The 24,218-nt window shown below is 58.7% G+C and carries 13 protein-coding genes; 3 read left to right on the forward strand and 10 right to left on the reverse strand.

What is annotated here, in order from left to right; translation table 11 throughout:
- Positions 1-138 precede the first annotated feature (138 nt).
- Positions 139-1,875, reverse strand: coding sequence for an ABC transporter substrate-binding protein (locus tag J7382_RS17155; protein WP_209070218.1), 1,737 nt, complete (start codon positions 1,873-1,875; stop codon positions 139-141).
- 427 nt (positions 1,876-2,302) lie between these two features.
- Between J7382_RS17155 and J7382_RS17160 the strand changes: the two genes are divergently transcribed.
- Complete coding sequence (locus J7382_RS17160) at positions 2,303-6,049, forward strand: calcium-binding protein (protein WP_209070219.1); 3,747 nt, start codon at positions 2,303-2,305, stop codon at positions 6,047-6,049.
- A 187-nt stretch (positions 6,050-6,236) separates the two neighbouring features.
- Positions 6,237-9,449, forward strand: a complete 3,213-nt coding sequence (locus tag J7382_RS17165; RefSeq protein WP_209070220.1) for a reductive dehalogenase domain-containing protein — start codon at positions 6,237-6,239, stop codon at positions 9,447-9,449.
- A 41-nt stretch (positions 9,450-9,490) separates the two neighbouring features.
- On the opposite strand, the gene J7382_RS17170 is transcribed toward J7382_RS17165, so the two are convergent.
- From J7382_RS17170 to J7382_RS17180, 3 genes are all read right to left on the reverse strand, one after another.
- The gene (locus J7382_RS17170) at positions 9,491-10,657 is read right to left on the reverse strand and encodes an acetate/propionate family kinase (RefSeq protein ID WP_209070221.1); all 1,167 of its coding nucleotides are present in this window, start codon (positions 10,655-10,657) and stop codon (positions 9,491-9,493) included.
- Positions 10,654-11,595: a bifunctional enoyl-CoA hydratase/phosphate acetyltransferase gene (locus tag J7382_RS17175; protein ID WP_209070222.1), complete on the reverse strand. Its 942-nt coding sequence runs from the start codon at positions 11,593-11,595 to the stop codon at positions 10,654-10,656. Before J7382_RS17175 ends, J7382_RS17170 begins: the two co-directional genes overlap by 4 nt.
- Positions 11,596-11,734: 139 nt before the next feature.
- Positions 11,735-12,247, reverse strand: a complete 513-nt coding sequence (locus tag J7382_RS17180) for a flavin reductase family protein (protein WP_209070264.1) — start codon at positions 12,245-12,247, stop codon at positions 11,735-11,737.
- Between the two features lie 302 nt (positions 12,248-12,549).
- Here J7382_RS17180 and J7382_RS17185 point away from each other — a divergent pair, with 302 nt between their 5' ends.
- Positions 12,550-13,257: a S1 family peptidase gene (locus J7382_RS17185; RefSeq protein WP_083499064.1), complete on the forward strand. Its 708-nt coding sequence runs from the start codon at positions 12,550-12,552 to the stop codon at positions 13,255-13,257.
- Between the two features lie 79 nt (positions 13,258-13,336).
- Here the strand turns inward: J7382_RS17185 and J7382_RS17190 are convergent, their stop codons facing one another.
- The 6 genes from J7382_RS17190 to J7382_RS17215 all read right to left on the reverse strand — a co-directional run bounded on the left by J7382_RS17190 (position 13,337) and on the right by J7382_RS17215 (position 23,857).
- Positions 13,337-13,942: a LysE family transporter gene (locus J7382_RS17190; protein WP_209070223.1), complete on the reverse strand. Its 606-nt coding sequence runs from the start codon at positions 13,940-13,942 to the stop codon at positions 13,337-13,339.
- A gap of 23 nt (positions 13,943-13,965) precedes the next feature.
- Complete coding sequence (locus tag J7382_RS17195; protein ID WP_209070224.1) at positions 13,966-15,732, reverse strand: AAA family ATPase; 1,767 nt, start codon at positions 15,730-15,732, stop codon at positions 13,966-13,968.
- Between the two features lie 156 nt (positions 15,733-15,888).
- Positions 15,889-17,064, reverse strand: coding sequence for an HlyD family type I secretion periplasmic adaptor subunit (locus tag J7382_RS17200; protein WP_209070225.1), 1,176 nt, complete (start codon positions 17,062-17,064; stop codon positions 15,889-15,891).
- Positions 17,061-19,337: a type I secretion system permease/ATPase gene (locus J7382_RS17205; protein WP_209070226.1), complete on the reverse strand. Its 2,277-nt coding sequence runs from the start codon at positions 19,335-19,337 to the stop codon at positions 17,061-17,063. The genes J7382_RS17200 and J7382_RS17205 overlap by 4 nt, the downstream gene beginning before the upstream one ends.
- The gene (locus tag J7382_RS17210) at positions 19,334-20,680 is read right to left on the reverse strand and encodes a TolC family protein (RefSeq protein ID WP_247745082.1); all 1,347 of its coding nucleotides are present in this window, start codon (positions 20,678-20,680) and stop codon (positions 19,334-19,336) included. The genes J7382_RS17205 and J7382_RS17210 overlap by 4 nt, the downstream gene beginning before the upstream one ends.
- 75 nt (positions 20,681-20,755) lie before the next feature.
- Positions 20,756-23,857 carry an Ig-like domain-containing protein gene (locus J7382_RS17215; RefSeq protein WP_209070227.1) on the reverse strand — a complete coding sequence of 1,034 codons (3,102 nt, stop codon included), beginning with the start codon at positions 23,855-23,857 and terminating at the stop codon, positions 20,756-20,758.
- Between the last annotated feature and the right edge of the window lie 361 nt (positions 23,858-24,218).

Here is a 24,218-nt window from a genome sequence, read left to right on the forward strand (position 1 = left end):
TGCACCTATTGATCCTTGTGGATGCCCCCCGAAGGAGACTGTGGAGGAGGAGGAAGGAGGGGGAGTTGGCCGGGGCGTTGCACGCAAGCCCCGGCCGGTTGACCAAATTCACGGGGAGTGAATGGTCTGGAGGAACAGTTAGTTCTGGTTCCAGCGGGCAATCAGATCGTCATAGCTGACGGTCTCGCCCTGTGGCTTTTCGTTGTCCAGCTTTGGCTTGGCGCCGCCGTTGGCATACCACCACTCTGCGTCTTTCTCTTCGTTCAGACGTGGGCCGCAGCCGCCGTAGACGTTCTGGGCTTCATCCGCACGCTGCATGCGCGCCATGGTGATGTCCATTTCTTCGGCCAGGCGGTCCATGGCTTCCTGTGGAGTGAAGGCACCGGAGTTCACGTCACCGATTTGCTGCCACCAGATCTGGGCCAGCTTCGGATAGTCAGGTACGTTCACGCCGGTCGGGGACCATGCGTTGCGGTCAGGAGAACGATAGAATTCCACCAGACCACCCAGTTTGGGGGCGCGTTCGGTGAAGCTCTCGTGGTTCACAGAGCTGTCGCGGGTGAAGGTCAGACCCACGTGGGATTTCTTCACGTCGACAGTTTTGGAGGTCACGAACTGAGCATAGAGCCATGCAGCCTGTGCGCGGTCCGCTGGGGTGGACTTCAGGAAGGTCCAGGAGCCAACGTCCTGATAGCCAACCTTCTGGCCTTTTTCCCAGTAAGGGCCGTGTGGGCTTGGAGCCATGCGCCACAGTGGGTTGCCGTCGCCGTCAACGGTGTTGTTGCCTTCAGACTGAGGCTTCACCATGTCTGCGGTAAAGGCGGTGTACCAGAAGATCTGCTGGGCCACGTTGCCTTGCGCAAGCGCTGGCAGAGACTGGTAGAAGTCATACGACGCCGCACCGGGAGGGGCATAGTTGCGCAGCCATTCGTCCCATTTGCGGATCGCATAGACCGCTGCTGGACCGTTTGCTGCACCACCGCGGGTGACGGATGCACCAGCTGGGTTACAGGAGCCGGCTTCCATGCGGATGCCCCACTCGTCGATTGGAACACCGTTTGGTTCACCTTTGGAGCCTGCACCGGCCATGGAGAGCCATGCGTCGGTCATGCGCCAGCCAAGGTCTGGGGCGCGTTTGCCGTAGTCCATGTGGCCGTAGATGTCGACGCCATCGATGTTTTTGACATCTTTGGAGAAGAACTCTGCGATGTCTTCATAGGCGGACCAGTTGACCGGAACACCCAGCTCGTAGCCGTATTTGGCTTTGAACTGTTCTTTCAGGTCTTCGCGGTCAAACCAGTCTTTGCGGAACCAGTAGAGGTTGGCAAATTGCTGGTCTGGCAACTGGTACAGATCGCCATCTGGGCCAGTGGTGAACTGGGTGCCCATGAAGTCTTCCAGATCGAGGGTTGGCGAGGTGGTCGCCGCCCAGTCACCTGCCATCATGTCGGTCAGGTTGTAGGCCAGTTGCAGACGGGAGTGGGTCCCGATCAGGTCGGAGTCATTGACGTAGCCGTCATAGAGGTTCCGCTTGGTCTGCATCTGGGTCTGCACCGCCTGAACCACTTCGCCCTCGCCGAGGATCTGGTGGTTGACTTTGATGCCAGTGATTTCTTCGAATGCCTTGGTCAGAACTTCGGCTTCGTAGCCGTGGGTCGGAATGCCTTCCGACAGCACGTTGATTTCCATGCCCGCGTAGGGCTGTGCAGCAGAGATGAACCACTGCATTTCGCTCATTTGCTCATCTTTGCTCAGCGCAGACGGCTGGAATTCGGCGTCGATCCAGCGTTTGGCTGCCGCCTCATCGGCGTAGAGCGATTGTGTGCCCGCAATAACGGCTGTAGCCGCCACTGCGGAGAAAAGATACTTCCGCATCTTATCCTCCCAAAATGGTTGTAGACCGACCGCAGGGGCCGGATGCCTTACGTTGTCAAATGCGCATTTTTCAGTCAACTAATAATTTAGTAGTTGAGGCTGGTGATGGCGGGTTTCGTCACGTTAATCTTTGATTTTAAAGATATAATATCGAAAATCGCCGCAATGGTTTTGCTGTATTTTCTGCAAGAATAGCTTGCATTTTTGATTTTCGCAATTGTTCGTTCTGTTCCTCAATGCGCGTTTTGGGGGATTTTTCCCTCAGATTCGAGCGCTGTTCACAGACACTTTCACAGGGCGGCTCAAGATTGGCGTGGATTTGGAAACAGTAAGTCTAAAATTTTACGTAACGGCTTGCGCGTATTTTCGACTAAGGTTGGTGTGAGGGTATTTTCCAAAGTCATTTTAGCGTTCGGGGGTTCGCGTCATGCTTACTATTTTATTGCCGTTGCTGGCCAGTTTGGCAATTGTGGGTGTCATCGTTGACGCCTCTGATAGTGGTTCTGATGATGAGACATCCGGGGATGAAACACCGACGCCTGATCCTACGGATGACGATGTTGGGGATCAGCCGTCGCCGGGTGATGAAACACCTGATCCTGATGATGAGACACCTGGTGATGGTGACCCGGTGGATCCTGATGAACCCGCGCCTGTTGAGGGAGAAGAGATTGTTGGCGACGATGACGACAATCAACTGACCGGGACGGTGAATGATGACACGATCTCGGGCGGGGGCGGCAATGACCTTATTGATGCGGATGACGGCAACGATCTTCTGAATGGGGATGCGGGTGCGGACACCGTGTTTGGACGGCATGGCACCGATGTTGTCAATGGCGGCAGCGGGGATGACCTTTTGAAGGGCGGCCGCGGCAACGACTTTGTCTTCGGTGGCGAAGGGGATGACCGCTTGATTGGCTCGCCGGGAGATGATGTGCTGACCGGGGGATCGGGCAGCGATTATCTGCGCGGGGATCAGGGCGATGATATTCTGATCGCGCTGGATGATCTGGCACTGGATCAGGCCTCTGACACGTTGATTGGCGGCACTGGCACAGACCGGCTGATTGGCGATGATGGCGATCTGATGCAGGGGGGCGAAGGAGCCACCCGGTTTGAAGTGGTGGTTGGCGGCGCGCCGGTGCGTGTTACGGACTTTGAACTGTTTCATCCGCCGGGGGGCGAACTCAGCTCTGATCTGCTGACCTTGCTGGATGAGGATGGGGAGATCCTGAGCCGGGCTGAAGTGCTTGCCAATGGCGGCGAGTTGGAGGATGCGGCAGATGGCAGCGGTGTCAACGTGCTCTATGATGGGCGTGTTGTGGCCGTGATTGAAGGCTATATCGCAGATGATTTCCGGGCGGCCTCCAATTGGATGGGCAACTTCTCTACCGAACTGACGGGCCGGTTTGAAGGGGATGATGTGCTGACTGGCGATACCGAAGGCGCGGTTTTGGATGATTATCTGGCAGGCGGCAATGGGGATGACACGCTCACCGGTGGCGGCGGGCAGGACCTCTTGCAGGGGGACGCGGGGAATGACGTGCTCGACACCACGGACCATGCGGCGGTGGCAGAGGGGGCGGAATCGCAGCCTGATCTCGCTGTGGGCGGCGAAGGGGACGATCGCTTCATTGCGGATGATGGGGACATCATCGGCGGCCAGGAGGGGCTGGACAGTTATGAGGTCTATGTGCCGACAGAGGATGACGACCGGGCTGTTGAGATTTTCACCTATCAGTTTTCCAACTCTGAAGGGCAGGTGGAGATCCTGACGCTTCTGGGCGCAGATGGCACAGCGCTTTCGGCGCAGGAGGTGGCCGATAACCTTGTGGTTTATCAGCATGAAAACGGGACTGATGCGATCCTGGAGTACGACGGGCGTATGGCGGTGATCGTGCACGGTATGTCTGCCGATATTCTGCAACAGACAGAGCTCTGGATTGGCAATCTTGATCCTGATCCCACGGTGCCAGTGGACCCGGATCAGGGCTCGGATGATGCCACTGAAATCGCCATGGCGCTGCGCTCTGTACAGGGCACGGGGCAGGTGGTTTCTCAACAGATGTTTGGTGCCAATACGGTTTTCAGCGTGAACACCGATGCGGGTGTGCCGCTGGAGAATTACGTGGAAGGTGTGCGGGCGCTTGAGGTGGAAAACTTCCGCTTCCCGGCGGGACAGGGTGACTCTCTGGATGGGGAGAATGAGGGCGTGGACTGGCTCAATGTGATTGAGCTGGTGGAAAACGAAGATGGCGAGCGGGTGCTGCGCGAGGAGGTGGTGAACGCGCTGGATGCGGCGATTGCGGCGCATGACACGGGCAGTGATGTGAAGGTCACCATGGTGATCGCCACGAAACTCTATTCGTTGGAAGAGTACGAAGCGCTTTATGATGATATTGCGCGGTTTGCGGAGATCATGGTCACGGACTACGCGGATCAGATCGAGGCCATTGAGATTGGCAATGAGTACTGGGCGATTGGCGAGACCAACTATGGTCAGAAAGCCGATATTGCCGCGCGGGCGCTGGCGGAGGGCATGGCACGCGCGGGTGTTGAAGAAGACGATCAGCCGAGCATCATCGTGCAGATGGCGACCCCAAATGAGGGCAGTGAGTTCCACACGTCGGTCGATGACCGCCCCTTTGGTGAGCGTCGGGATGATGCCAATCAGCAGATCATTGATCAGCTCTCTGCGGAGGCGCGTGCGGCGATTGATGGGGTGGTGGAGCATTACTACTACCGGCGCGATTATGATGTCTTCACCGGTGATGGCAATGAGCAGGGCTTCATCCCCAACGACTATGAGATCTGGGAAGAGAATTTCGACAAAGAGCTGGATTTGCACATCACTGAGTGGAACATCCGCACCACGAACCTTGATCAGAATGGCATTCGTGCTGCCGGCATTCTGCCGGAGATGATGGAATATATGGTGTCCTGGGGCACGGATGCGGCGCATGGCTGGCCGGTGGTACATAACACCACGAGCCATTTGGCAGGCACGCGGGCGGATATGCCGATCCTCAATGAGGATGGCTGGGTTGTGAACTCCGTGCGCGGTGCGGTGTTTGATGTCATGTCCTCAGAACTTGTGGGCACGGAATTGATGGAGACGGAATTCTCCAATGATGATGGACGCATGGAGGTGCAGGTCTATCAGAGCGATGACAAGATCGTTGTGCAGGTGGCCTCCCGTACCGATGAACTTGTGGAGCTGGATCTGGATATCACTGCGCTTGTGGATGGCTTTGACAGCGCCAAAGGGGTTGTTGTGGGCTATGACCGTTCTGCGAGCAGTTCGGACGGGGTCTATCAGAAGGGCGGGGAACTGTTTCAGGCGGAGCAGACCATCATCAATGGGGAACCCTATTACTTCAACGAACATGACACCCGCGCCACCGTGACCAATATTGACGTGAACAGTGGCGATCTCACGCTGCGGCTCAACCCTTATGAGATGACGCAGATGGTGTTTGAATTCACGGAAAACACACCACCGCCGCCGCCCATCGGGGAAACGCCTGAGACCGTAGGCACCGAGGGGGCGGATCAACTGACCACCGGGGAAGGCAATGACTCTATTCAGGGACTTGATGGCGATGACACGATCGAAGCCAACGGAGGGTTCGACACCATCCGGGGCGGTGAGGGCAATGATCGGGTGGAAGCAGGCCGAGGCGATGACACGCTCTTTGGTGATGCGGGCGATGATGTGCTCTATGGCAATGGGGGCGAAGACAGCCTGAAGGCAGGTGATGGCAATGATACGCTGTCTGGCAATCAGGGAAATGACACGCTTCTGGGCAATGAAGGCAATGACGACCTGCGGGGCGGGGATGACAATGACACGCTAAATGGCGGGCAGGGCGCGGACACGCTGCGTGGCGGTGCGAATCTGGACACGCTGACCGGCTGGAGTGGCTCTGATACCTTTGCCTTTGAGCTTGATGACATGGCCAGTGGGGACATCATCACCGACTTTGAGCCGGGCCGGGATGTGATTTCGCTGGAATATGATGACATTCAATCCATGGATGACCTGCAGATTTCTGAGGTTGCGCAGGGGATTGTGATCATTGTTGGCGATCATGGTGGGGTTTTGTTGCAGGGGGAGTTGACGCTCGCTCAGGTGGCTGACCCGCGTAACTTCCTATTTCCCGGAGGGTGAGCAAGCGCGCAGGATTTGGGCAAATGCTTGCGTTAACATCCCTTATGCCTAAAGTGTTTTGGTCGCACACTGTCTTGGGTTGAAAGTTACAAAAACCTGAGGCAGGTGCTGGGAGCAGCGCACTCACCATGCGCTGAGCGAGACGCCAAAATACAAGAGAAGCCGTTGTGCTTCTCGCGGGGGGAGCATGGGGTTTAAGTTTTTTTCCGACAAGGCGCGGCCAGTTCATCTTGGCCCGTATCCAATGGAGCGTCTGGTCAGGCAGGCGCAGGCGGACCTGAGCCAAGCGCCGGGTGATGCGGCCCTGAGCTTTCATCGACCAGAGCAGCCTGAGAGCATTGTCAATGCCATGGGCGAGTTTCAGGCGATGATGGACGCGCTGCGCGATGGGTTGGTGAATCCTGTGTGTTCAGGCATTCCTGATGATCCAATTGAGCGCTCAAACCATTTGAAATCATTTGGGTATTTCAGTGACGCCTCCATGGTGGGGATTGGGCCGTTGCCTGCTGCCGCGCGGCTTGCGCAGCCCCGGCGCAATCCAGATATTGAGCGTCTGTCAGAAGATCTGCGCACGCGGCAGATCAAATCGCTGGCGGCCGGTATTGACCTGATTATGGCGGATCTCAAAGACAGTATGGAGGCCCCGCCATCCTCGATTGAGGACCATAAGAACGCCCTGGTCTTTCTGATTGAACATCACCGTGAACCGGAACGCGGGGAACCCGGCAGCGATTGGATTATGAATGCGCAGGATCACCGGGCCTGTCTGCGTGCGACCGAAGTGGCGGTGGTGATTGCCAACTACATCCGACTGCTCGGCTTTGGGGCCAAGGCCCATACGGCGACGTCCTCAGATGTGGATCTGGGCAAGGCGGCTTTGGCAGCGGGGTTGGTGAGCTGTGAAGAGGGGCAACTGGTGGCCCCTTGGCTGGGCGCGGGCTATGGGCTTGCCGTGATTACAACGGATATGGATCTGGCCCATGATGGCCCACTGGCCCCGATGGCGCAGCAGCCATGGTTTCAGACGCAGGGGCCGGCGTGGTGGCTGGGCAAGGGCTTTGCCAAATCGGCGCTCAATCAAGACCCGTTCCGCAACCGCGATTATGTCAATGGGGCCCATCCCTTTGAGCGGCTCAAGCGGGTGGAAAGCCCGACAACCTATATTGATGAAGCCAATGTGGCGCGGGTGCCCAAACGGGCGGATATGTTTGCCCGCGTGCAATTTGGCGACATGGGCAAGACGCTGCAGGATGCGGCAAAGGGCGGCTACTACGTGCGCAAGGCCGCGCCGAGCATGGCGCAGCGGCGCGCGCTGGGAGCTTTTGTGTTGTTGCAGGATGGGGCGAGCGCCGATGTCACCCCTCCGACGGATGCCGAATGCAATGCCGCCAACCTGAAGGCGGCGAGCTATTTTCTGGGCGTGGATGCCGTGGGGCTGAGCCGATGCCCGAAGTGGGCCTGGTATTCCCATGATGCCACAGGCGCAGAGATCCATCCGGAACATGATCAGGCTGTGAGCATGATCATTGATCAGGGCTATGAAACCATGGAGGGGGCCTCCGGCGATGACTGGATCAGCGTGGCGCAATCCATGCGGGCCTATTTGCGGTTTTCGCTGTTGGGCGGGGTGATGGCGCAGCAGATCCGCAATCTGGGCTATAAGGCCAAGGCGCATACGGTGATGGATGGGGAGGTGTTGCAGCCGCCGCTGTTGCTTTTGTCCGGTCTGGGTGAGGTGAGCCGGATTGGCGAGGTGATCCTGAATCCCTATCTGGGGCCACGGCTGAAATCCGGGGCGGTGACCACGGATATGCCGATGGCGCATGATCTGCCGATTGATTTTGGCCTGCAGAACTTCTGTGAGAACTGCAACAAATGTGCGCGTGAGTGCCCCTCGGGTGCGATCACGGCGGGGCCGAAGTTGATGTTCAACGGCTATGAGATTTGGAAATCGGACAGCCAGAAATGCGCAACCTATCGGATCAGCACACCGGGTGGCTCGATGTGTGGCCGCTGTATGAAGACCTGCCCATGGAATTTGGAGGGGCTGTTTTCTGAGGCGCCGTTCCGCTGGGCCGCAAGCAATTTTCCGAGCCTTGCCAGACCTTTGGCCAAGCTTGATGATGCGGTGGGCAATGGCGGGCTCAATGATGTCAAGAAATGGTGGTGGGACATTGAGTTGGAGGACGATGGGGCGTATCGGCCCACCAAACACCCGCTCAACCGCCGCGATTTGCAGAAAGATCTGGACCTGAAATATGAGGATCAAACGCTGGCGGTTTATCCGGCGGCGCTGGCCCCGCATCCGTGGCCCTATCCGTTTCCGATGGACCGGGAGGCGGGGATCAAAGCCTATGAGGCGATGATTTCGGCGGATGAATATAAGCTGCGGCTGGCGGCGGGGGACGCCTCGGTGATTGATCGCTATGTGGTGCCGGACGCGGCCGATGCACCGGTGGTGCAGGTGAAAATTTCGCATGTGGAGCCGATGACGGCGGATGTGACGAAATATGAATTCCAAAGCCTGGATGGATCGGAGCTGCCGGAATGGACCGCCGGGGGGCATCTGGATGTGTTGGTGGCCCCGGAGTTCCTGCGCCAATACAGCATGTCGGGCGACCCCAAGGATCGCTCCAAATATCAGATTGGCGTGTTGCGGGAGGATCAAGGGCGCGGGGGCAGCGCCTTTCTGCACCGGATTTTCCGTGAGGGGCGCAAGGTGTTTGTCTCCAAGCCGATCAACCATTTTGAACTGGTCGAAGAGGCGACGAAGAGCTTTCTGATGGGCGGCGGGATCGGGATTACGCCAATGATTGCCTTTGCCCATCGCTTGCATGATCTGGGGCGCGATTTTGCGCTGCACTATTCGGCCAGTCGGGAAGATGGGGCAGGATATATCCATGATCTCAAGGCAATGCCCTGGGCGGATAAGGTGGTGTTTCACTTCTCAGACAAGGGCACGCGTGCGGATCTGGATGCGGTGCTGCATGGGTATGAGCCGGGGTGGCATGTCTACACCTGCGGGCCGGACCGGTTCATGGAAGGGGTGATGGAGGCGGCCACGCGACAGGGCTTCCCGGAGGAGGCGCGGCATCTGGAGTATTTCAATGTGCCCGAGCAGCCGGATTATGAGAATTTCGAGTTCACTTTGAAGCTCAAGGATGGTCGGGAACTGCTTGTTCCAGAAGATAAAATCGCCACAGACGTGCTTTTGGAGAACGGCGTGCATGTGGATGTGAAATGCGCCGATGGGATCTGTGGGGTGTGCAAATGCGGGCTGGTGTCAGGTGAGGTGGAGCACCGCGATTTTGTGCTGTCCAATAAGCAGCGAGAGAGTGCGGTGATCCTCTGTCAGAGCCGGGCCAAAGAGGCTGGCGGTGTGATTGAGATTGACCTGTAGCACCGGCATTTCGCGGCCCGCCGCGAAGAGACGGGCAAGGCTCAGTGGGCGATGAGCCTTTGGGTTTCACCAGCGATGATGCCTTCCTCGTCGGTGGGGATCACATGGGCGGCAAGGCGGCTTTCCTTTGTGGTGATCCGACTGACGGCAGCGGCGTTGGCCGCTGGATCGAGATCCGCCCCAAGCCATGCACAGCCTTCCAGAATGCGGGCGCGGATGGGGGCGGCGTTTTCGCCGATGCCGCCTGTGAAGACGATGGCATCCAAACCGCCCAGAGTGGCCGCAAGCGCGCCGATTTTCTTGCAGGCCTGATAGACAAAGAGCTCCACCGCTTCGGCGGCGGCGGGGCTGTCAGAGGCCAGCAGGTCGCGCATGTCTGAGCTCAGGTCAGAGACCCCAAGCAGACCGGATTTGGTGCCCAGCATGGTTTCGATCTCTGCCAAGGACATGCCGCGATCCCGCAGAAGGTGGAAGATCACACCGGGATCCAGCTCACCACAGCGGCGTCCCATGACTAGCCCATCGAGCGCGGTGTAGCCCATGGTGGTGGCCACGCTCTGACGATTCTCCATCGCGCACATGGAGGCGCCATTGCCCAGATGTGCGACAATCACCTTGCCATTGGGCGTGTCCAGATGGTGGGGCAGTTGGGTGGAGATATAGTGATAGCTCAGCCCGTGGAAGCCATAGCGCAGCACGCCATCCTCAGACAGGGCGCGGGGGATGGCAAAAAGTTGCGAGACGCGCGGCTGGGTGCGGTGGAAGGCGGTGTCAAAACAGGCAACCTGTGCAATCGCAGGCCAGCGCCGCGCCACGGCGGCGATGCCTGCGAGATTGTGCGGCTGATGGCCCGGTGCCAGCGGGGCAAGCGCCTGTAGCTTTGCAATCACCTCATCGGTGATGCGGGCGGGGGCGGCAAATTCCTGACCACCATGCACCACGCGGTGCCCTGCGCCAACAATGCGCAGGGGGCCGGACAGCGCTTCGATATGGGTGAGGAGCCAGTCAAGCACCTCGGCATGGGAGGCTTCGGGGGCGACAGGCACCGGAAGTGCCGCGCCGTCTCCGTGATACTGTGGCCCCATGCCGATCCGATCTACCTGACCGTTCAAAAGTATTTTGAGGCTCGTGCTGTAGACCGCGTATTTGATCGAAGACGACCCCGCGTTGAGAACCAGAAAAGCGTCTTTTGTAGTGAGGCTGCTCACATCAGATCCTTTCCGAGCCTGTGGTGAACCATGAGTTGCGCAAGCGCGGCAGAGACAAGGCGGCTGAGGGTGCCATCTGCGCGGGAGGTCAGCATGATCGGCACGCGTGCGCCCAGCACCAGACCGGCACTGTCAGCCCCAGCGAGATACATGAGCTGTTTGGCAATCATATTGCCCGCCTCCAGATCTGGTGCGACGAGAATATCGGCATCGCCGGGGACCTCGGAATTGATGCCTTTGGCATCGGCGGCCTTGCGGGAGATCGCATTGTCAAAGGCCAGTGGCCCATCCAGAAGCCCGCCGGTGATCTGGCCCCGATCTGCCATTTTGCACAGGGCGGCGGCCTCGACCGTGGAAGGGATCTTGGGGTAGATGGTTTCCAATGCGGACAGGATGGCCACCTTTGGAGTCTGCACCCCGAGCGCATGGCCAAGCTCAATGGCGTTTTGCACGATATCGGCTTTGACCATGAGATCAGGGAAGATGTTGATCGCCGCGTCGGTGATGAGCAGCGGTTTTGGATAGGCGGGCACATCGAGCACAAAGACGTGGCTCATGCGGCGCTCTGTGCGCAGGCCGGTGACCTTATCGACCACGGCGCTCATCACCTCATCGGTGTGCAGCGCGCCTTTCATCAGGGCCTGTGCCTTGCCTTCGCGGACCAGACGCACGGCAGCAGAGGCGCTCGCATGGCTGTGTTTGGCATCAACAATCTCAACCCCGTCCAGTGAAAGGCCTTCTTCTTTGGCGACGGCGGTGATGCGCTCTTCTGGGCCGACGAGAATGGGCGTGATCAGGGTTTTGTCCCGTGCTTCAAGCGCCCCGATCAGCGAGGCAGTATCACAGGGATGCACCACAGCAGTTGGGATGGGATCCAGCGGCGCAGTAGCGGCCAGCATGTCGTCAAAGCTGTTTTTATGAGGGGCGGAAGGGTCCATGGGGGACTCCTGAAAATAAGGAAGAGTGAATGCGCGTTATGAGGCAGTGATAAGATTTGCTGGGGGCTGAGTGCAACAAAAAGCCCGGCTGCCGTGTGGGAAGCCGGGTTGAAATTTTTGCAAGGCAGGGTCGGCCTGCTCAGCTTTCGGGCGTGAAGCTTCCGTAGGCGCGTTGTGCAAAGAGCAAAGGCTCGCCCGGTGCCTGAGCGACGCGCAGCACGCGGCCCAGCATGATTGTGTGATCGCCAGCGGGGTGCTTGGCTTCTGTGGCGCATTCAAAGCGTGCCAGACAATCCTGAAACACCGGTACGCCTTCGGCGTTCAGATCATGTGCCGCCATATCAAAGGCATCGCCGTGTTTGGCAAAAGCATTGGAAAGCGCCTGTTGATCGGCGCGTAGAATATGAATGGCGAAATGTGTGGCTGGCGCAAAGTGATCAAAGCGGTTGGAGGTATTGTCCAACGACCAGAGCACCAATGCGGGGTTAAGCGAGACGGAGGCAAAGGAATTTGCGGTCATGCCAATGGGGCCTGCATCCGTGCGGGTGGTGATCACCGTGACACCCGTGGCAAAACAGCTGAGCGCGTTGCGGTAAAGCCGCTGGTTTTCGACTGTTGGCGCAAAGCTGTTCAGAGGGGTATCAGAAGACATGGGATGCCTGTGTGTTTGTGTGCTTTGATCGGCAGCAATGGGCATAAACGCTCCATCTTGCAAGAGGTCTGTGGGGAACATGGCCAGAATGTGGCGCATGCTATGTGGACCTCTCTACGCTGGGGAGGGCAAAATGGTGCAAAGAAATAAGAGATTTTCTTAAAATTCTATGTACGACGTCGGACTTTAGAAAGAAGTTTGCGGCACTGTAAGCGTTTGGAACAGGACGTAAATCGTACCGGTTTTGCCCGATTGCTGCCGTGATCTCCTGTGTAGATGGGTTAACGACTAATGGAGGCCTCATGCGCGCCCTGAAACGACTAGCCCTGATTGCAGCTCTGCTGCCTGCTGCTGTAGCTGCGGAGACCCGCCAACCTGTGACCCAAGCTCTGCCCGGTGAGGCGGCGGTGGGCCGTTTGGTGGTCTCGGGGCGTGCGATGTGTACCGGCGCACTGATTTCTGCGGATACGGTGCTGACAGCGGCGCATTGCCTCTATGATCAACGCAGCGGGAAGCGTGTGCAGATGAGCCGGATTGAGTTTCAGGCCGGGCTGAAGGCGGGCAAGGCCGTTGCGGTGCGCTCTGTGGTGCGGGCCTCAGTGCATCCGCAGTATGAGCATCGCAGCAAGGGCAATGCCCAGGTGGGCAGCGATCTGGCGTTGCTGAAACTGTCGCGGCCGATTTCCAAGAACAATGTGCTGCCGATGCGCTATGGGGCCAATCTGAGCAGTGGCGATATGCTGGGGGTGCTGAGCTATACGGTGAGCAACCGCGCGGATCCCATTCTGGAGTATCCTTGCCGGGTGCTGGCCCGTCAGGGAGAGACGCTGGTGATGAGCTGTGAGGTGGAATTTGGGGCCTCAGGGGCGCCGGTGCTGGCGCTGACCAAGGGGCGCAATCCGGCGGTGGTTTCGGTGGTGTCTGCCAAGGCGGCGATGGGCGGGCAGAATGTCTCTGTCGGTACGCTGTTGAGTGCGGATACCTTGCATCAGATGATAACAGGCGGCTAGACGCGGCGCTTTGCGGCACATGACACCAGACCTTTCGTAAGGCGGCCCGATGCAGGCCGCCTTTGTTGTTTGAGGGGGATCAACGACCAAACAGCAGGCGCAGCCCCAAAGCGCTCAGCACCACGGCGGCGATGCGATCAATGTGAGATTTGGCCCGCAGATAGGCGGCGCGGGCGGTGCTGGTGCTCATACCGAAGGCCACAAGCGCATAGAACATCAGCTCTATGGCCAGTTGGTTGGCGGCGATCAGGCCTTTTTGTGCAAGTGCCATATCTGGCGGAAAAATCACCACCAGAACTGCGGCGGCAAAAAGCACGGATTTCGGGTTCATCAGGTTGATCATCAGCCCTTGCAAAAAGGCATGGCGCGCGGGTTTCACCTCGGAGGGGGCGAGCGGCGTGCGCGCGCCTTTCCACATGCCATAAGCTATATAGAGCAGATAGAGCGCGCCGATGGTTTTCACCGCCACATAGGCCCAGGGGAAGGCTGTGAAAATGACATCCAGCCCCAGCAGGGCCGACAGGGTCCAGAGCGAGGCCATGAGACCCAGCCCCGCGCCCACGGCCAGCCCCGCGCGCCGCCCGGCGGTGAGCGTGGTTTTCACAGAGATCAGAAAGGCCGGGCCGGGGCTGGCAATGGCCGCAGCAAGTGCGAGGTTGAAGGCGAGGATATGGGTGAGATCCATGAGGGGGTGGGTCCTTTGGGGGGCTATAAGCCATTGGCTTTTGAGATCATATCGGCCAGTTCAGTGATCCGCTCTTGTAAATCAAGCATGGAAAAATCAACTGGGGCGTCGTCTTTGCAGATGCGAGTGGCCGCGCCCACTTTGTCTCCGGATTTGAATGTTTTTTCGGCGCAAGAGGCTGTGTCCTTACGTTCAAAGTAGAAGGCATGGTCATAGGTGCCTCCTGCCAAAGGCGCGTTGTAAATTCGAGGGTGAAGCGTTTTTAAGGCCTCTTGCAGTTGCTCATGCGGGAGGTAGTTTTCAATCTCCCGTCCTTGCGTGATCCAGATCACACCGCCGGTTTTTGCGATCTCATCCTTCAGGCGTTGTGCCGCGGATTTCAGTTCTGCTGTTGCATCATCTTTGTCACTATCAAGGATGAGTGCGAAATTGCGGTTCAGATTTTGCAGATTAATGAAATCGTCAATGGCGCTGTCATCCGCCGTAAGGTGGCGCATCAGGCTGCCGCCATAGAACATGATTGCGTAATGCTCTCCCTCAGTCAGGCGATCATCAATCTGTTTCAGCCAATGTTTCACATAGATCCGATCAGAGGGGCCTTCGACCCAGATCACGGCATTGGCCTGTAAGATGTCGGAGGCGCGATACCCGAGATCATCGCAGATTTTGCGATGTTGATCTTTGGTCACAGCGGCATCGACAAAGGTCTGTATGCCGTCGTTGCGGACATGAAAAACGGATGTGCCGGGGGTGTCGATAAAGGCGGCGGAGTGGGTGGCGATGAAATACTGATTTTCCGTGTTCTCTTTGAGATAGCGGATCAGTTTGCGTTGTAGCACCGGATGCAGATGGATCTCAGGCTCTTCAAGGCACATGATTTTGTGCTGATGAATGGTGCAGAATGCGGCGATCAGGATGACTTCGTGGATGCCGGTGCCAAGGGAAGACAGCGGCAGGACTTTGTTGTCCATATGCACGAGTAAGTGTTCGCGGTGATTTGGAACTTCCAACAACGCGTCAGCTTTGCCGGTGACCACGCGGACGAAATTGTTGATCTGATCAAATAGGTCTTTTTTCTCACGTTCATCAAAATCCGGGTTTTGAATTTCTGCGAGGTGTTGGATCAGACCTTTGCCAGAGAGATCGTCGAAGGCTTCGTTGCCTGCACCGAGCTGGCGCTTGGCTGGTATGATCATACGCGGAGGGAGTTTTAGGCCTAAAGATGTAACTCCGCTCTCTAAGAAACTTCGAAATGCTGAAGAGGGGTCACGATACTTGACTACACCAAATATGTTGGCGAACGCTTCCCACTGCGTGACATCAAGCCTTTTCTCGAAGCTTTTACCATAGACACGCCGCAGTAAGCAGTAGCCGCCGCTATAATTGGAGCTCTCAAGCCATACGCCGCCTTTATAAAGCAACTGACGTGTCATGTTTGTCGTGATATCCTCTATTTGCTTTTCAGTGAGAGGAGGCGGTTTGTGTTGCTTAGATGATCGTATCGTTTCACGAAGAGGTCTTAATAGCTCAGCGCGAAGGGTTCTTTCACTGACGCCAAGGTTTATTTGAAAATGCCCTTCTTTTGCGCCGCGGTGGATGTCTGTTTTGCCGCTCGGGGAGTACTTTGGATCTGGATTGAGGTGTTCCGCGATGAGGTTGAGAACCACCGACTTGCCAGCGTTGTTCTCGCCCACAAAGAAATTCATGTCTGAAAATGGTGCGATGTATTGGGTTTCTGGGCCGATGCCCCGGTAAAATTGGATCGCGAGACCCTCAAGATAAGTTGGCATAACAGGTCTTCAAAAGCTGAAATTTTCTATTCGCACAATCATTGGGTGAGCGACCTGCGCGCGTCAACCACATTGGCGGGGTGTTTTGGGGGCGTGCTTGCGCAACGTTTGGGGGCGCGGGACCGGCGAGGCCCCGGATCGGGTCCGGGGCGGGGGTTAGGGTTCTCGGAAGGCCTCTTTGCTTTTGTAGAGCGGTTTGAGCAGGTAGCGCAGGACGGTTTTGGAGCCGGTGTGCAACTCCACGGTGGCGCGCATGCCAGGGCGGATTTCTATGGCCTTTTGGCGCTCGGTCAGCTCGGAGGTGTCCACTGTGACCGTGACCTTGTAAAACGGCGGCAGGGAGGGATCGCGCTCATCCTCAAAGGTGTCGGCCGAGATGAAATCCACCTTGCCTTTGAGCGTGCCGTAGATGGTGTAATCATAGGCGGTGAGCTTGATGGAGGCGTCTTGGCCGGGTTCCACATTGGCGATGTTTTCCGGGCGCACGCGGGCCTCCACAAAGAGCTCTTCGCCCAAGGGGATGATTTCAAAGATTTCTTCGCCGGGGCGCACCACGCCGCCGATGGTGGTGACGGCGAGGTTGTTGACGATGCCGCGCATGGGGGCGGTGATCACGGTGCGCGAGAGCTGATCTTGGGCCAGTCGCATTTCCTGACCCAGCGAGGTGATCTCTTTGAGGGTTTCGGAATATTCCTCCGCGCGGGTGAGTTCGGCCTGCGTGAGGATGTCCATATAGCGGATTTCAGCCTCTGAGGCTTTTTCGCGGGCTTTGTTGACCTCCAACAGGGCGACAAACTCTTTTTTATAGAGCCGCTCCATGTTGGCGAGCTCTTCCTGCGCCTGTTCAAGCTGGGTGAAGGCGCCTTCGCGGCGGCTGTCGATGTCGGTCTGGCGGGCGGCGAGCAGGGCTTTCTCAGAGGAGAGGATCAGCGGCGCGCGGCTTGAGAGCGCTTCGGGGGCGGCAAAGTCGAACTGCCCTTCGATTTCGGCCTCAAGGCGCAGGCGGCGCAGCTCCAGCGCGTCAAGCTGATCCTGAAGGTCATCAAAGGCGGAGCGGAAGCGGGTGTCACTGAGGGTGGCAAGCACCTGACCGGCCTCGACCAGATCGCCCTGTTTGACGGCGAGGTCGGCGAGGATGCCGCCTTCGAGGTTCTGCACGGATTGGGAGCGCGAGGAGGAGACCACCTGACCATCGGCGCGCACGATTTCATCGACCCAGGCGACGGCGGCCCAGAGCACAAAGAGGGCAACGGCCATGAAGATCAGGCGGATGGTGAGGCGGGAGGCGCGCAGTTGATCATCGAGCCCGTCATCGTGGTGGGTAGCGGTCATGCGCCTTCTCCGGCGGCAAGATGAGCGAGCACCTGTTCGCGGGGGCCATCCACCACAAGGCGCCCGTTTTGCAGGATAAGCGTGCGTGTGGAGAGCGCGAGAATGGGCGTGCGGTGGGTGGCGATGAGGGCAGTGCGCCCGTCGAGCCATTTTGACAGGCGGCTGACCAAGGTGCGCTCCAGCGTCTGATCCAGCGCGGCGGTGGGTTCATCCAGCAGGACAATGGCGGGGTTTTGCAGCCAGAGCCGCGCCCAGCCGATCGACTGGCGCTGACCAATGGAGAGCCCTTCGCCGCCGTCGCGGATTTGCAGATCAAGCCCCTGCGGGTGGTTGCGCAGGAAAGGGCCAAGCCCGGCAAAATCCAGCGCCTCCATCAGACGGTCATCATCGCGTTCCAGCTGTGTCAGGTTGAGGTTGTCGCGCAGGGAGCCAGCAAAGAGGCGCACGTCTTGCGAGAGGTAGCCGATGTTGCGGCGCAGGTCGCGCTGATCAATCTGGGCCATGTCGGTGCCATCCAGCAGCACGCGGCCTTTGGTGGGGCCATAGAGCCCCGCCATGAGTTTGAGCAGGGTGGATTTGCCGGAGCCGTTTGCGCCCAGAATGGTCACGCGCTGGCCGGGTTTGATGACCACGCCGGGCACATCCAATGTGGGGGCGGCATCGGTATCATAGGCGAAGGACAATTCGCGCAGTTCAAACTGACCGGTGAGTTTTTCACGGCGCAGGTATTTGCGGTCGCTGCCTTTTTCCTGCTCAGAGAGCGCAATGGCATCGAGGCTTTCCAGCGCGCCTTTCACATTGGACCAGCGCGCAAGCGTGCCGGCAAACTGGGTCAGCGGCGCAAGCGTGCGTGAGGTCAGGATGCCGGTGGCAATGATGGTGCCAACGGTGAATTCCCCTGCAAAGACCAGATAGGTGCCGATGACCACGGTGGCGATATAGGTGGTTTGTTGCACGCCTTGGGACCAGTAGGTCAGGGCGGAACTGAGGCGGCGCTGTTCGGCGGAGGAATGAGAAGATACAGCGTTGAGCTCATCCCAGAGGCGCAGCACGCGATCTTCGCCGCGCTGGGTTTTCAAGGTGTCCAGCTCGGTGATGACTTCTTGCAGCAGGCGGCCGACTTTGGCGGAGGCGCCTTGTGTTTCGCGAGACAGGGAAATCATCCGTTTTTGTAACACGTAAGCGGGCAGCACCATGAGGACGCCGCCCAGCAGGAGCACCCAGACGAGATTGCCTGCAATGGAGGCCACCAGCGCGAGGAAGATGACGATAAACGGCATATCCGCGAGCACGGAGATTGTGGTGGAGGTGAAGAAATCCCGCACGGCGCCAAAATCGCGCATGGCGGCAAACAGGCCGGAGGGCGGCAGGGGGCGTCGATCAGAACGCATGCCCAGCAGGCGCTTCATCAGGCGGTGCTGGATCGAGAGTTCCATACGGCGGCCAGCGGCGTCGCTCATTTTGGCGCGGGCGAGTTTCAGCAGGCCCTCCAGACCGATGGCAAAGATTGCGCCAATGGCGAGCACCCAGAGGGTGGCCTCGGATTGATGCGGGATCACCCGGTCATAGACCTGTAGCGAGAACAGGGCCACGGCCACGGCCAGCAGATTGGCGACCAGCGAGCCAAGCATGATCTCGCCCATGTGGCGGCGGTATTTGGTGAACTCGCCCCAGAACCAGTGACCGGACATGCCATCGGCCAGCTGCGGCACATGGCGTTCAGCCAATTGACGCAGGGAGACTTTGGCGCGCAGGGCGGTGCCGGAGAAGAAGGGCTCAAACTCGTGGACTGGGACTTCGGCGCGGTTGTCGGCGCAGCTGTCGTCATAGACGGTGAGGATGTCTTCGTTCTGAGACAGCACAAGGATGGCCTGACCGTTGGTCATTTCAGCTATGGCGGGCCAGGAGGCGGGGGCAATGGCCAGTTTGCCGTGAATCTTGGGCTCTACCCCGGCATGGGACAGCGCGCCGGAGAGGGCCTTGAGCGACACATCACCGGGGGCGGATGTCCACATATGTTCGGCAATGTCGGTAACCGGCACATCGGCGCCATTTAGGGCGGCCAATGTGGAAATCAGCGTGGCGCGGTGTTGAATGCGGGTGGCGGTGGCTTCCACAAGATCATGGATTGCGTCCGCGGGGGCCTCGGAGGTCTTTGTGGAGGCTGTTGGGGCTGTTTTGGGCGCGGGGGATTGATTGGCGGGTTTGGCCGCTTTGACCGCCGCGATGGACAGCACGACAGGCGCTTTGCCCTCTGTCGCCTCACCACTCAAATCTTGTCCCCATCCGCCAGCAGACCAAGATCGCGGGCCAGCTCGAGCTGTGCGAGGATTTTGTCATATTTGGCGTCCACTCCATCCAGCGCGCGCAGCACAGATTGCTCGTAGACATCCACCACCTCCAGTACGGAGCGCTGACCGGCGCGGAACTGTGCCTCAAAGAGCTTATATGTGTCACGGCCTTCGCGGGCGAGGGCGGTGGCTTCGCTCTCTTGGCGGGTGAGGCTGACGATGTTGTTTTCCAGTCGCTTGCGGGCGCGGGCGCCATCTTCGCGGGCCTCGTCCACCTGCCGTTTGGCAATGTCCTTGGAGGCTTCGATGGCTTTCAGGCGTGCGCCGGTGCCAAGGCCAAGGCCGACGTCATTGCCCACGTCCAAGCTGGCACCGTTGCCCTGATTGGTCACGCTGGCGCTGGCGGAGAGGCCGGGCAGCTGGGCTGCGCGCTCTACGGTGGCCTGTGCCACGGCGCGGTCTGCTTCGGCGCGGGCCTTGAGCACATCGAGTGGCTCTACGCCGGGATAATTGCTGTTGAGCGGCTCAGCCGGGGAGAGCGAGAAAGCGGTGCCGGTCATGGCCTGAAGTTCGGCCAGTGCGGTGACGCTGCTTTCGCGGGCGGTTTCGCTTTTGGTTTCCAGTGTCTGGATTTTGCTGCGCACCATGCGCAGGTCGCCCTTGTTGGCGATGCCGCCATCCACGCGGCCCTGAACGATACGCTCAAACTCGTGCAGCTGTACCAGACCATTGGTGCCGACGCGGGCTTTTTCGGCGCCGCGCAGACCTTTGAGATAGAGCGCCAGCGCGGTGTAGCTGCGCTCATTGAGATCCTGGGACAGGGTGACAGCGGCCACTTCGACATCGGCTGCGGCATAGGCGCGTTCGGCCTTTTTGCGCCCGTGGTCAAAGAGCACCTGTTCAAACACCAGGCCGGCAATCACATCCCCCAGAGAGGTGAGTGAAATCTCTGGGCCGATGGTGGGCAGCCAGTTTTTGTCTTCGGCCTCGGCGCGCAGTTTTGCGGTTTGCAGTTCGGCTTCGGCAGCGCGTTTTGAAGAAGAGACCGCCACGTCGGCCACATGGCCCAAGGTGCCATCTTCTTCCAGAACGGATTGGCGGGCCAGAAGCGTGGTCAGGATCACGCTTTGGGCTTCTTCGCCCTCTGGTGTGTCCTGTTCAAAGCTGGAGCGTTTGGTGACGTCTTCGGCAGGCGCAGTGGCATCTGGTTTGGGCTGCAGCAGCGCCAAGGGGTTGCTGAGCTCTGGCAGGTTGGACATGCAGCCGCTGAGCACCGTGGCCCCAAGAAGCAGGGGCAGGGTTGTCTTGAAGGAGCGGCTTGGCATGGGGAGTCTGGTAGTCCGAAGTTCGTCGTCAATAGGGGCTGCGGCCCCGTTTGGGCAGGGCCGCAGTAAAAGGTGTTAGATGGTTACGGTGATGTCCTGATCGACGATCAGGGTCACGCCATCATTGCCAACTGTGTAGACATCATAGGCTTCGCCTTCGATGTTGACCGTCTGATTGGTTTTGACCGCATCTGTGACGGTGATCTGATCGTCAGAACCACCGTGAATGGTGAGCGTGTCGGAGGTGTCAGACAGTTCGCGGATCTGTGCTTCTGTCAGGGTCAGATGGGCATCAGAGGCGTAGTCCAGCTCGATACCTTCAATGTTGAACCCGTTGATGGCCGCATGGTTGAGTGTGCCTGTGTTGGTCACATTGTCGTCCAGCACCAGAAGCGTGTCAGATTCGTTGCCTGCGTCATCGCTGGAAGCGATCACCAAATGGGTGCCATCAGAGGCCCGTGGGTTGAGCACAAAGAGCGATTCATCGCCGCCAAGCGCCACTTCGGTGGTGGCGAGTTCGGCAGTGCTGCCATCCTGATTCAGCACATGGATGCTGTAATCCTGAGATTCTTTGTCCAGAGATACGGAAGTCACATCGTCATCCGCGAAGGTCACAGATTGCACCACCGGGTTGGTGATTTCCGTGTCCACGGCAAAGGTGGCATTGGCATTGGCGGTGTTGCCAGCGGCATCGGTCACGGCGAGAGTTGCCGTGGCTGTGTAGGTGCCTTCGGGCAGGGAGCCGCTTTCGTAGGTGACAAACCAGTTGCCAGAGGCATCTGCCGTCGTGGTGCGGGTCACGCCTTCTACGGTGATGACCACGGCGGCCCCCGGATCTGTTGTGCCTTCTAGCACCACACCACCGCGCATCTGTGCAGCGTTCACTGGTGCAGCGAAGACACCGGCGTTGATGTCAACGTCAATGCTTGTGGAGGTGTCTACGCGTAGGGTGTCTGTGGTGGTGGCCACGTTGCCTGCGGTGTCTGTGGCTGTGACAGTCACGGCGGCGTCATATTCCCCCTGCGGCACATCGGCTGTGGTGAAAGTGGCGCTCCAGCTGCCATTGGCGGCTGCCGTGATCGTGCGGGAGGCATTGCCCAGTTGCACCACGACCGAGCTGCCCGGTTCTGCGGTGCCTGTGAGGGTGAAGCCATTGGCCACTTCGGTGGCACTGGCGATGTCATCGCCGCCGACCTGACCGGCGTCATAGGTGGCAGAGATTTCAGTATCTACCGAGATATTGCCAGAGGTGGATGTGCTGTTGCCTGCGGCATCCGTGGCCGTGACGGAGACCGTGCTGTTGTAGGTGCCTTGCGGCAGCTCTGCAGCGGTGTAGCTTGCCGACCATGTGCCGTTTGCGGCGGCGGTGACAGTGCGGGTGATACCCTCAAGGGTCACGGCAACAGAGGCGCCTGGTTCTGCTGTGCCGGTCAGCGTCACGCCAGCAGCGTGTTCTGTGGCATTGGCAATGTTGTCGCCGCCCAGCTGATTGGTGTCCAGACCGGCGGAGATTTCCGTATCCACGCGGAAGGTGCCGGTTGTGGACGTGACATTGCCTGCGCCATCCGTGGCGGACACTGACACAGAGGTGTCGTAGGTGCCTGCGGGAATTTCAGCCGTTGTGTAGGTAGTGGTCCACTGGCCGTTCTGATCGGCGATCACGGTGTGCGTGATACCCTGCACGGTGATGGCAACGGAGGCTCCGGCCTCGGCGGTGCCTGTCAGCGTGACGCCGCTGGCGTGTTCTGCCGCGTTGACGATGTTATCCCCCGCGATCGGGGCGGTGATGGTGGCTGTGCCTTCTGTGTCCACACGTACAGCAAAGCTCTCGATGTGGCTGTTGCCTGCGGCATCCGTCGCAGTGATTGCGATGGTGCTGTCATAGGTGCCATTACGTACGGTGGAGGCTGCGAAAGTGGTCGACCATGTGCCATCGCCGGCCACTGTTACTGTCTGAGTGACGCCTTCAAAGAGAATTGACAGCGTGGTGCCTGCTTCGCCAGTTCCGGAAAGTGCAATGCCATCAGTTGCTTCTGTGGCGTTGATCACGTTGTCACCTTCGACGGTGTTCAGGGCCACGCCGGGGGCGATGGTGTCCACGTCGAGCATGTCGGACACGGTGGTGACATTGCCGCGCGCATCGGTGGAGGTGATGGTGACAGCGGTCTGATATTCGCCTGTGCGGATCTCGCCGCTGGCAAAAGTGACGGACCAAGTGCCGTCATCCAGCACAGTGGTGGTGTGGGTGGTGCCGTCGATTTCGACGGTGAGTGTGGCCCCTGCTTCGCCAACGCCGGAGATCACATGGCCGGTGCTGTGGTCATCTTCGTTGACGATATCACCTGTAGAGACGGTGCCGTCGGCCACGGTTACGTCCGGTGGGGTGGTGTCGATGTCCACCGAAGGGCCGTCAAGATCAAAGACCGTGCCGCCGGGGTTTGTCACAGTGACCGTGCTGTCGTAAACGCCATCATCGGGCAGAGCGGCGGGATCGAAGACCACGGAATAGGTGCCGTCATCGCCGATCACGGTGGTGCCTGTTTCGCCGCCGATGGTGACGGAAACAGAAGAACCGGGCTCGCCGGTGCCAGTGATGGTGACCGTGTCTTCGCCGGTGCCACCAATCACGCGGGAGATATCAGCATCATCCACCGTGGGGGTGATCACCCCATTGCCACCGCCGCCATTGCCATCATCCAGCAATGCACTGGTTGCGACTGCAGCACCGCCGAGCCCCAGAATGCCGGGTAGAGCTGCAAAAGGGGCGACCAGCGGCGCTACCACTGGCTCGATACGTTCCAGATCAAGGAAGGTCAGTTCGTCATAGGCGCTCCATTTTTCATTGATGGAGATCTCGTCATATTGCGCAAAATACTGATCGTTGACGCTGTCGCCGAGATTGACCTGATGGAATTGGCCATCTTTGGAGAGGAAGAGATCACGCTCTTCCCCGTCAATCGCCACAAAGTAGTTTTCTAATGTGATGGTCTCACCAGAGGCGAGGTGGATGATCAGGTTGTTGCCGTCCTGCACATAGCCTGCAATGTCATTTGGCGCGAGGTTCAGGGAAATTTCTTTGGCTTGCTGCAACGCCAAAGTGCCGTGTGTCGCCTCAGCCGTTTGCCCACGGCCCACAACTCCATCCGCGCCGCGGAGGGCATAACTCAAACTACTCATTTATATTCTACCGCTCTAGGTTGATCGGGCTTATGCCCTTGTTTGCTAGGGAAATGTATAAATATCCCGCGCAATTAATCCAAACACTTTTTTGCCACAATTCCATAAAGCAAAGGGTTATGAGGCATTTAGGCCATGGTTGAGTGGCGTATCTATCCTAGAGGTGGCGAAATTGGTTGGGCAAAGGGCTGATTGTGTCTGCCGAACCGGGGCTCTTGGGGCTTCGGCACTGGAGAAAGCAACAGCTTCGAGGTGCGTTTTCTGCTAGGGTGGGCTTGGCGAGGTGACGGCTCTGCTGTGGGACGTTTGGGCAAGTGGCGGGTGTCGGAGGAAGGCGTTTGCGGGTATATTTTGCAGCGCC

Origin of the sequence: Shimia sp. R11_0 (assembly GCF_017744035.1) — a bacterium.
Lineage (GTDB): Bacteria > Pseudomonadota > Alphaproteobacteria > Rhodobacterales > Rhodobacteraceae > Shimia > Shimia marina.

Bases quoted from the DNA above. Each gene is read 5' to 3' on its own strand.
- J7382_RS17190 (WP_209070223.1), bottom strand. From the start codon at position 13,942: ATGGATCTCACCCATATCCTCGCCTTCAACCTCGCACTTGCTGCGGCC.
- J7382_RS17175 (WP_209070222.1), bottom strand. From the start codon at position 11,595: ATGGACCCTTCCGCCCCTCATAAAAACAGCTTTGACGACATGCTGGCC.
- J7382_RS17180 (WP_209070264.1), bottom strand. From the start codon at position 12,247: ATGTCTTCTGATACCCCTCTGAACAGCTTTGCGCCAACAGTCGAAAAC.
- J7382_RS17165 (WP_209070220.1), top strand. From the start codon at position 6,237: ATGGGGTTTAAGTTTTTTTCCGACAAGGCGCGGCCAGTTCATCTTGGC.
- J7382_RS17215 (WP_209070227.1), bottom strand. From the start codon at position 23,857: ATGAGTAGTTTGAGTTATGCCCTCCGCGGCGCGGATGGAGTTGTGGGC.
- J7382_RS17195 (WP_209070224.1), bottom strand. From the start codon at position 15,732: ATGCCAACTTATCTTGAGGGTCTCGCGATCCAATTTTACCGGGGCATC.
- J7382_RS17155 (WP_209070218.1), bottom strand. From the start codon at position 1,875: ATGCGGAAGTATCTTTTCTCCGCAGTGGCGGCTACAGCCGTTATTGCG.
- J7382_RS17160 (WP_209070219.1), top strand. From the start codon at position 2,303: ATGCTTACTATTTTATTGCCGTTGCTGGCCAGTTTGGCAATTGTGGGT.
- J7382_RS17210 (WP_247745082.1), bottom strand. From the start codon at position 20,680: ATGCCAAGCCGCTCCTTCAAGACAACCCTGCCCCTGCTTCTTGGGGCC.
- J7382_RS17185 (WP_083499064.1), top strand. From the start codon at position 12,550: ATGCGCGCCCTGAAACGACTAGCCCTGATTGCAGCTCTGCTGCCTGCT.
- J7382_RS17200 (WP_209070225.1), bottom strand. From the start codon at position 17,064: ATGACCGCTACCCACCACGATGACGGGCTCGATGATCAACTGCGCGCC.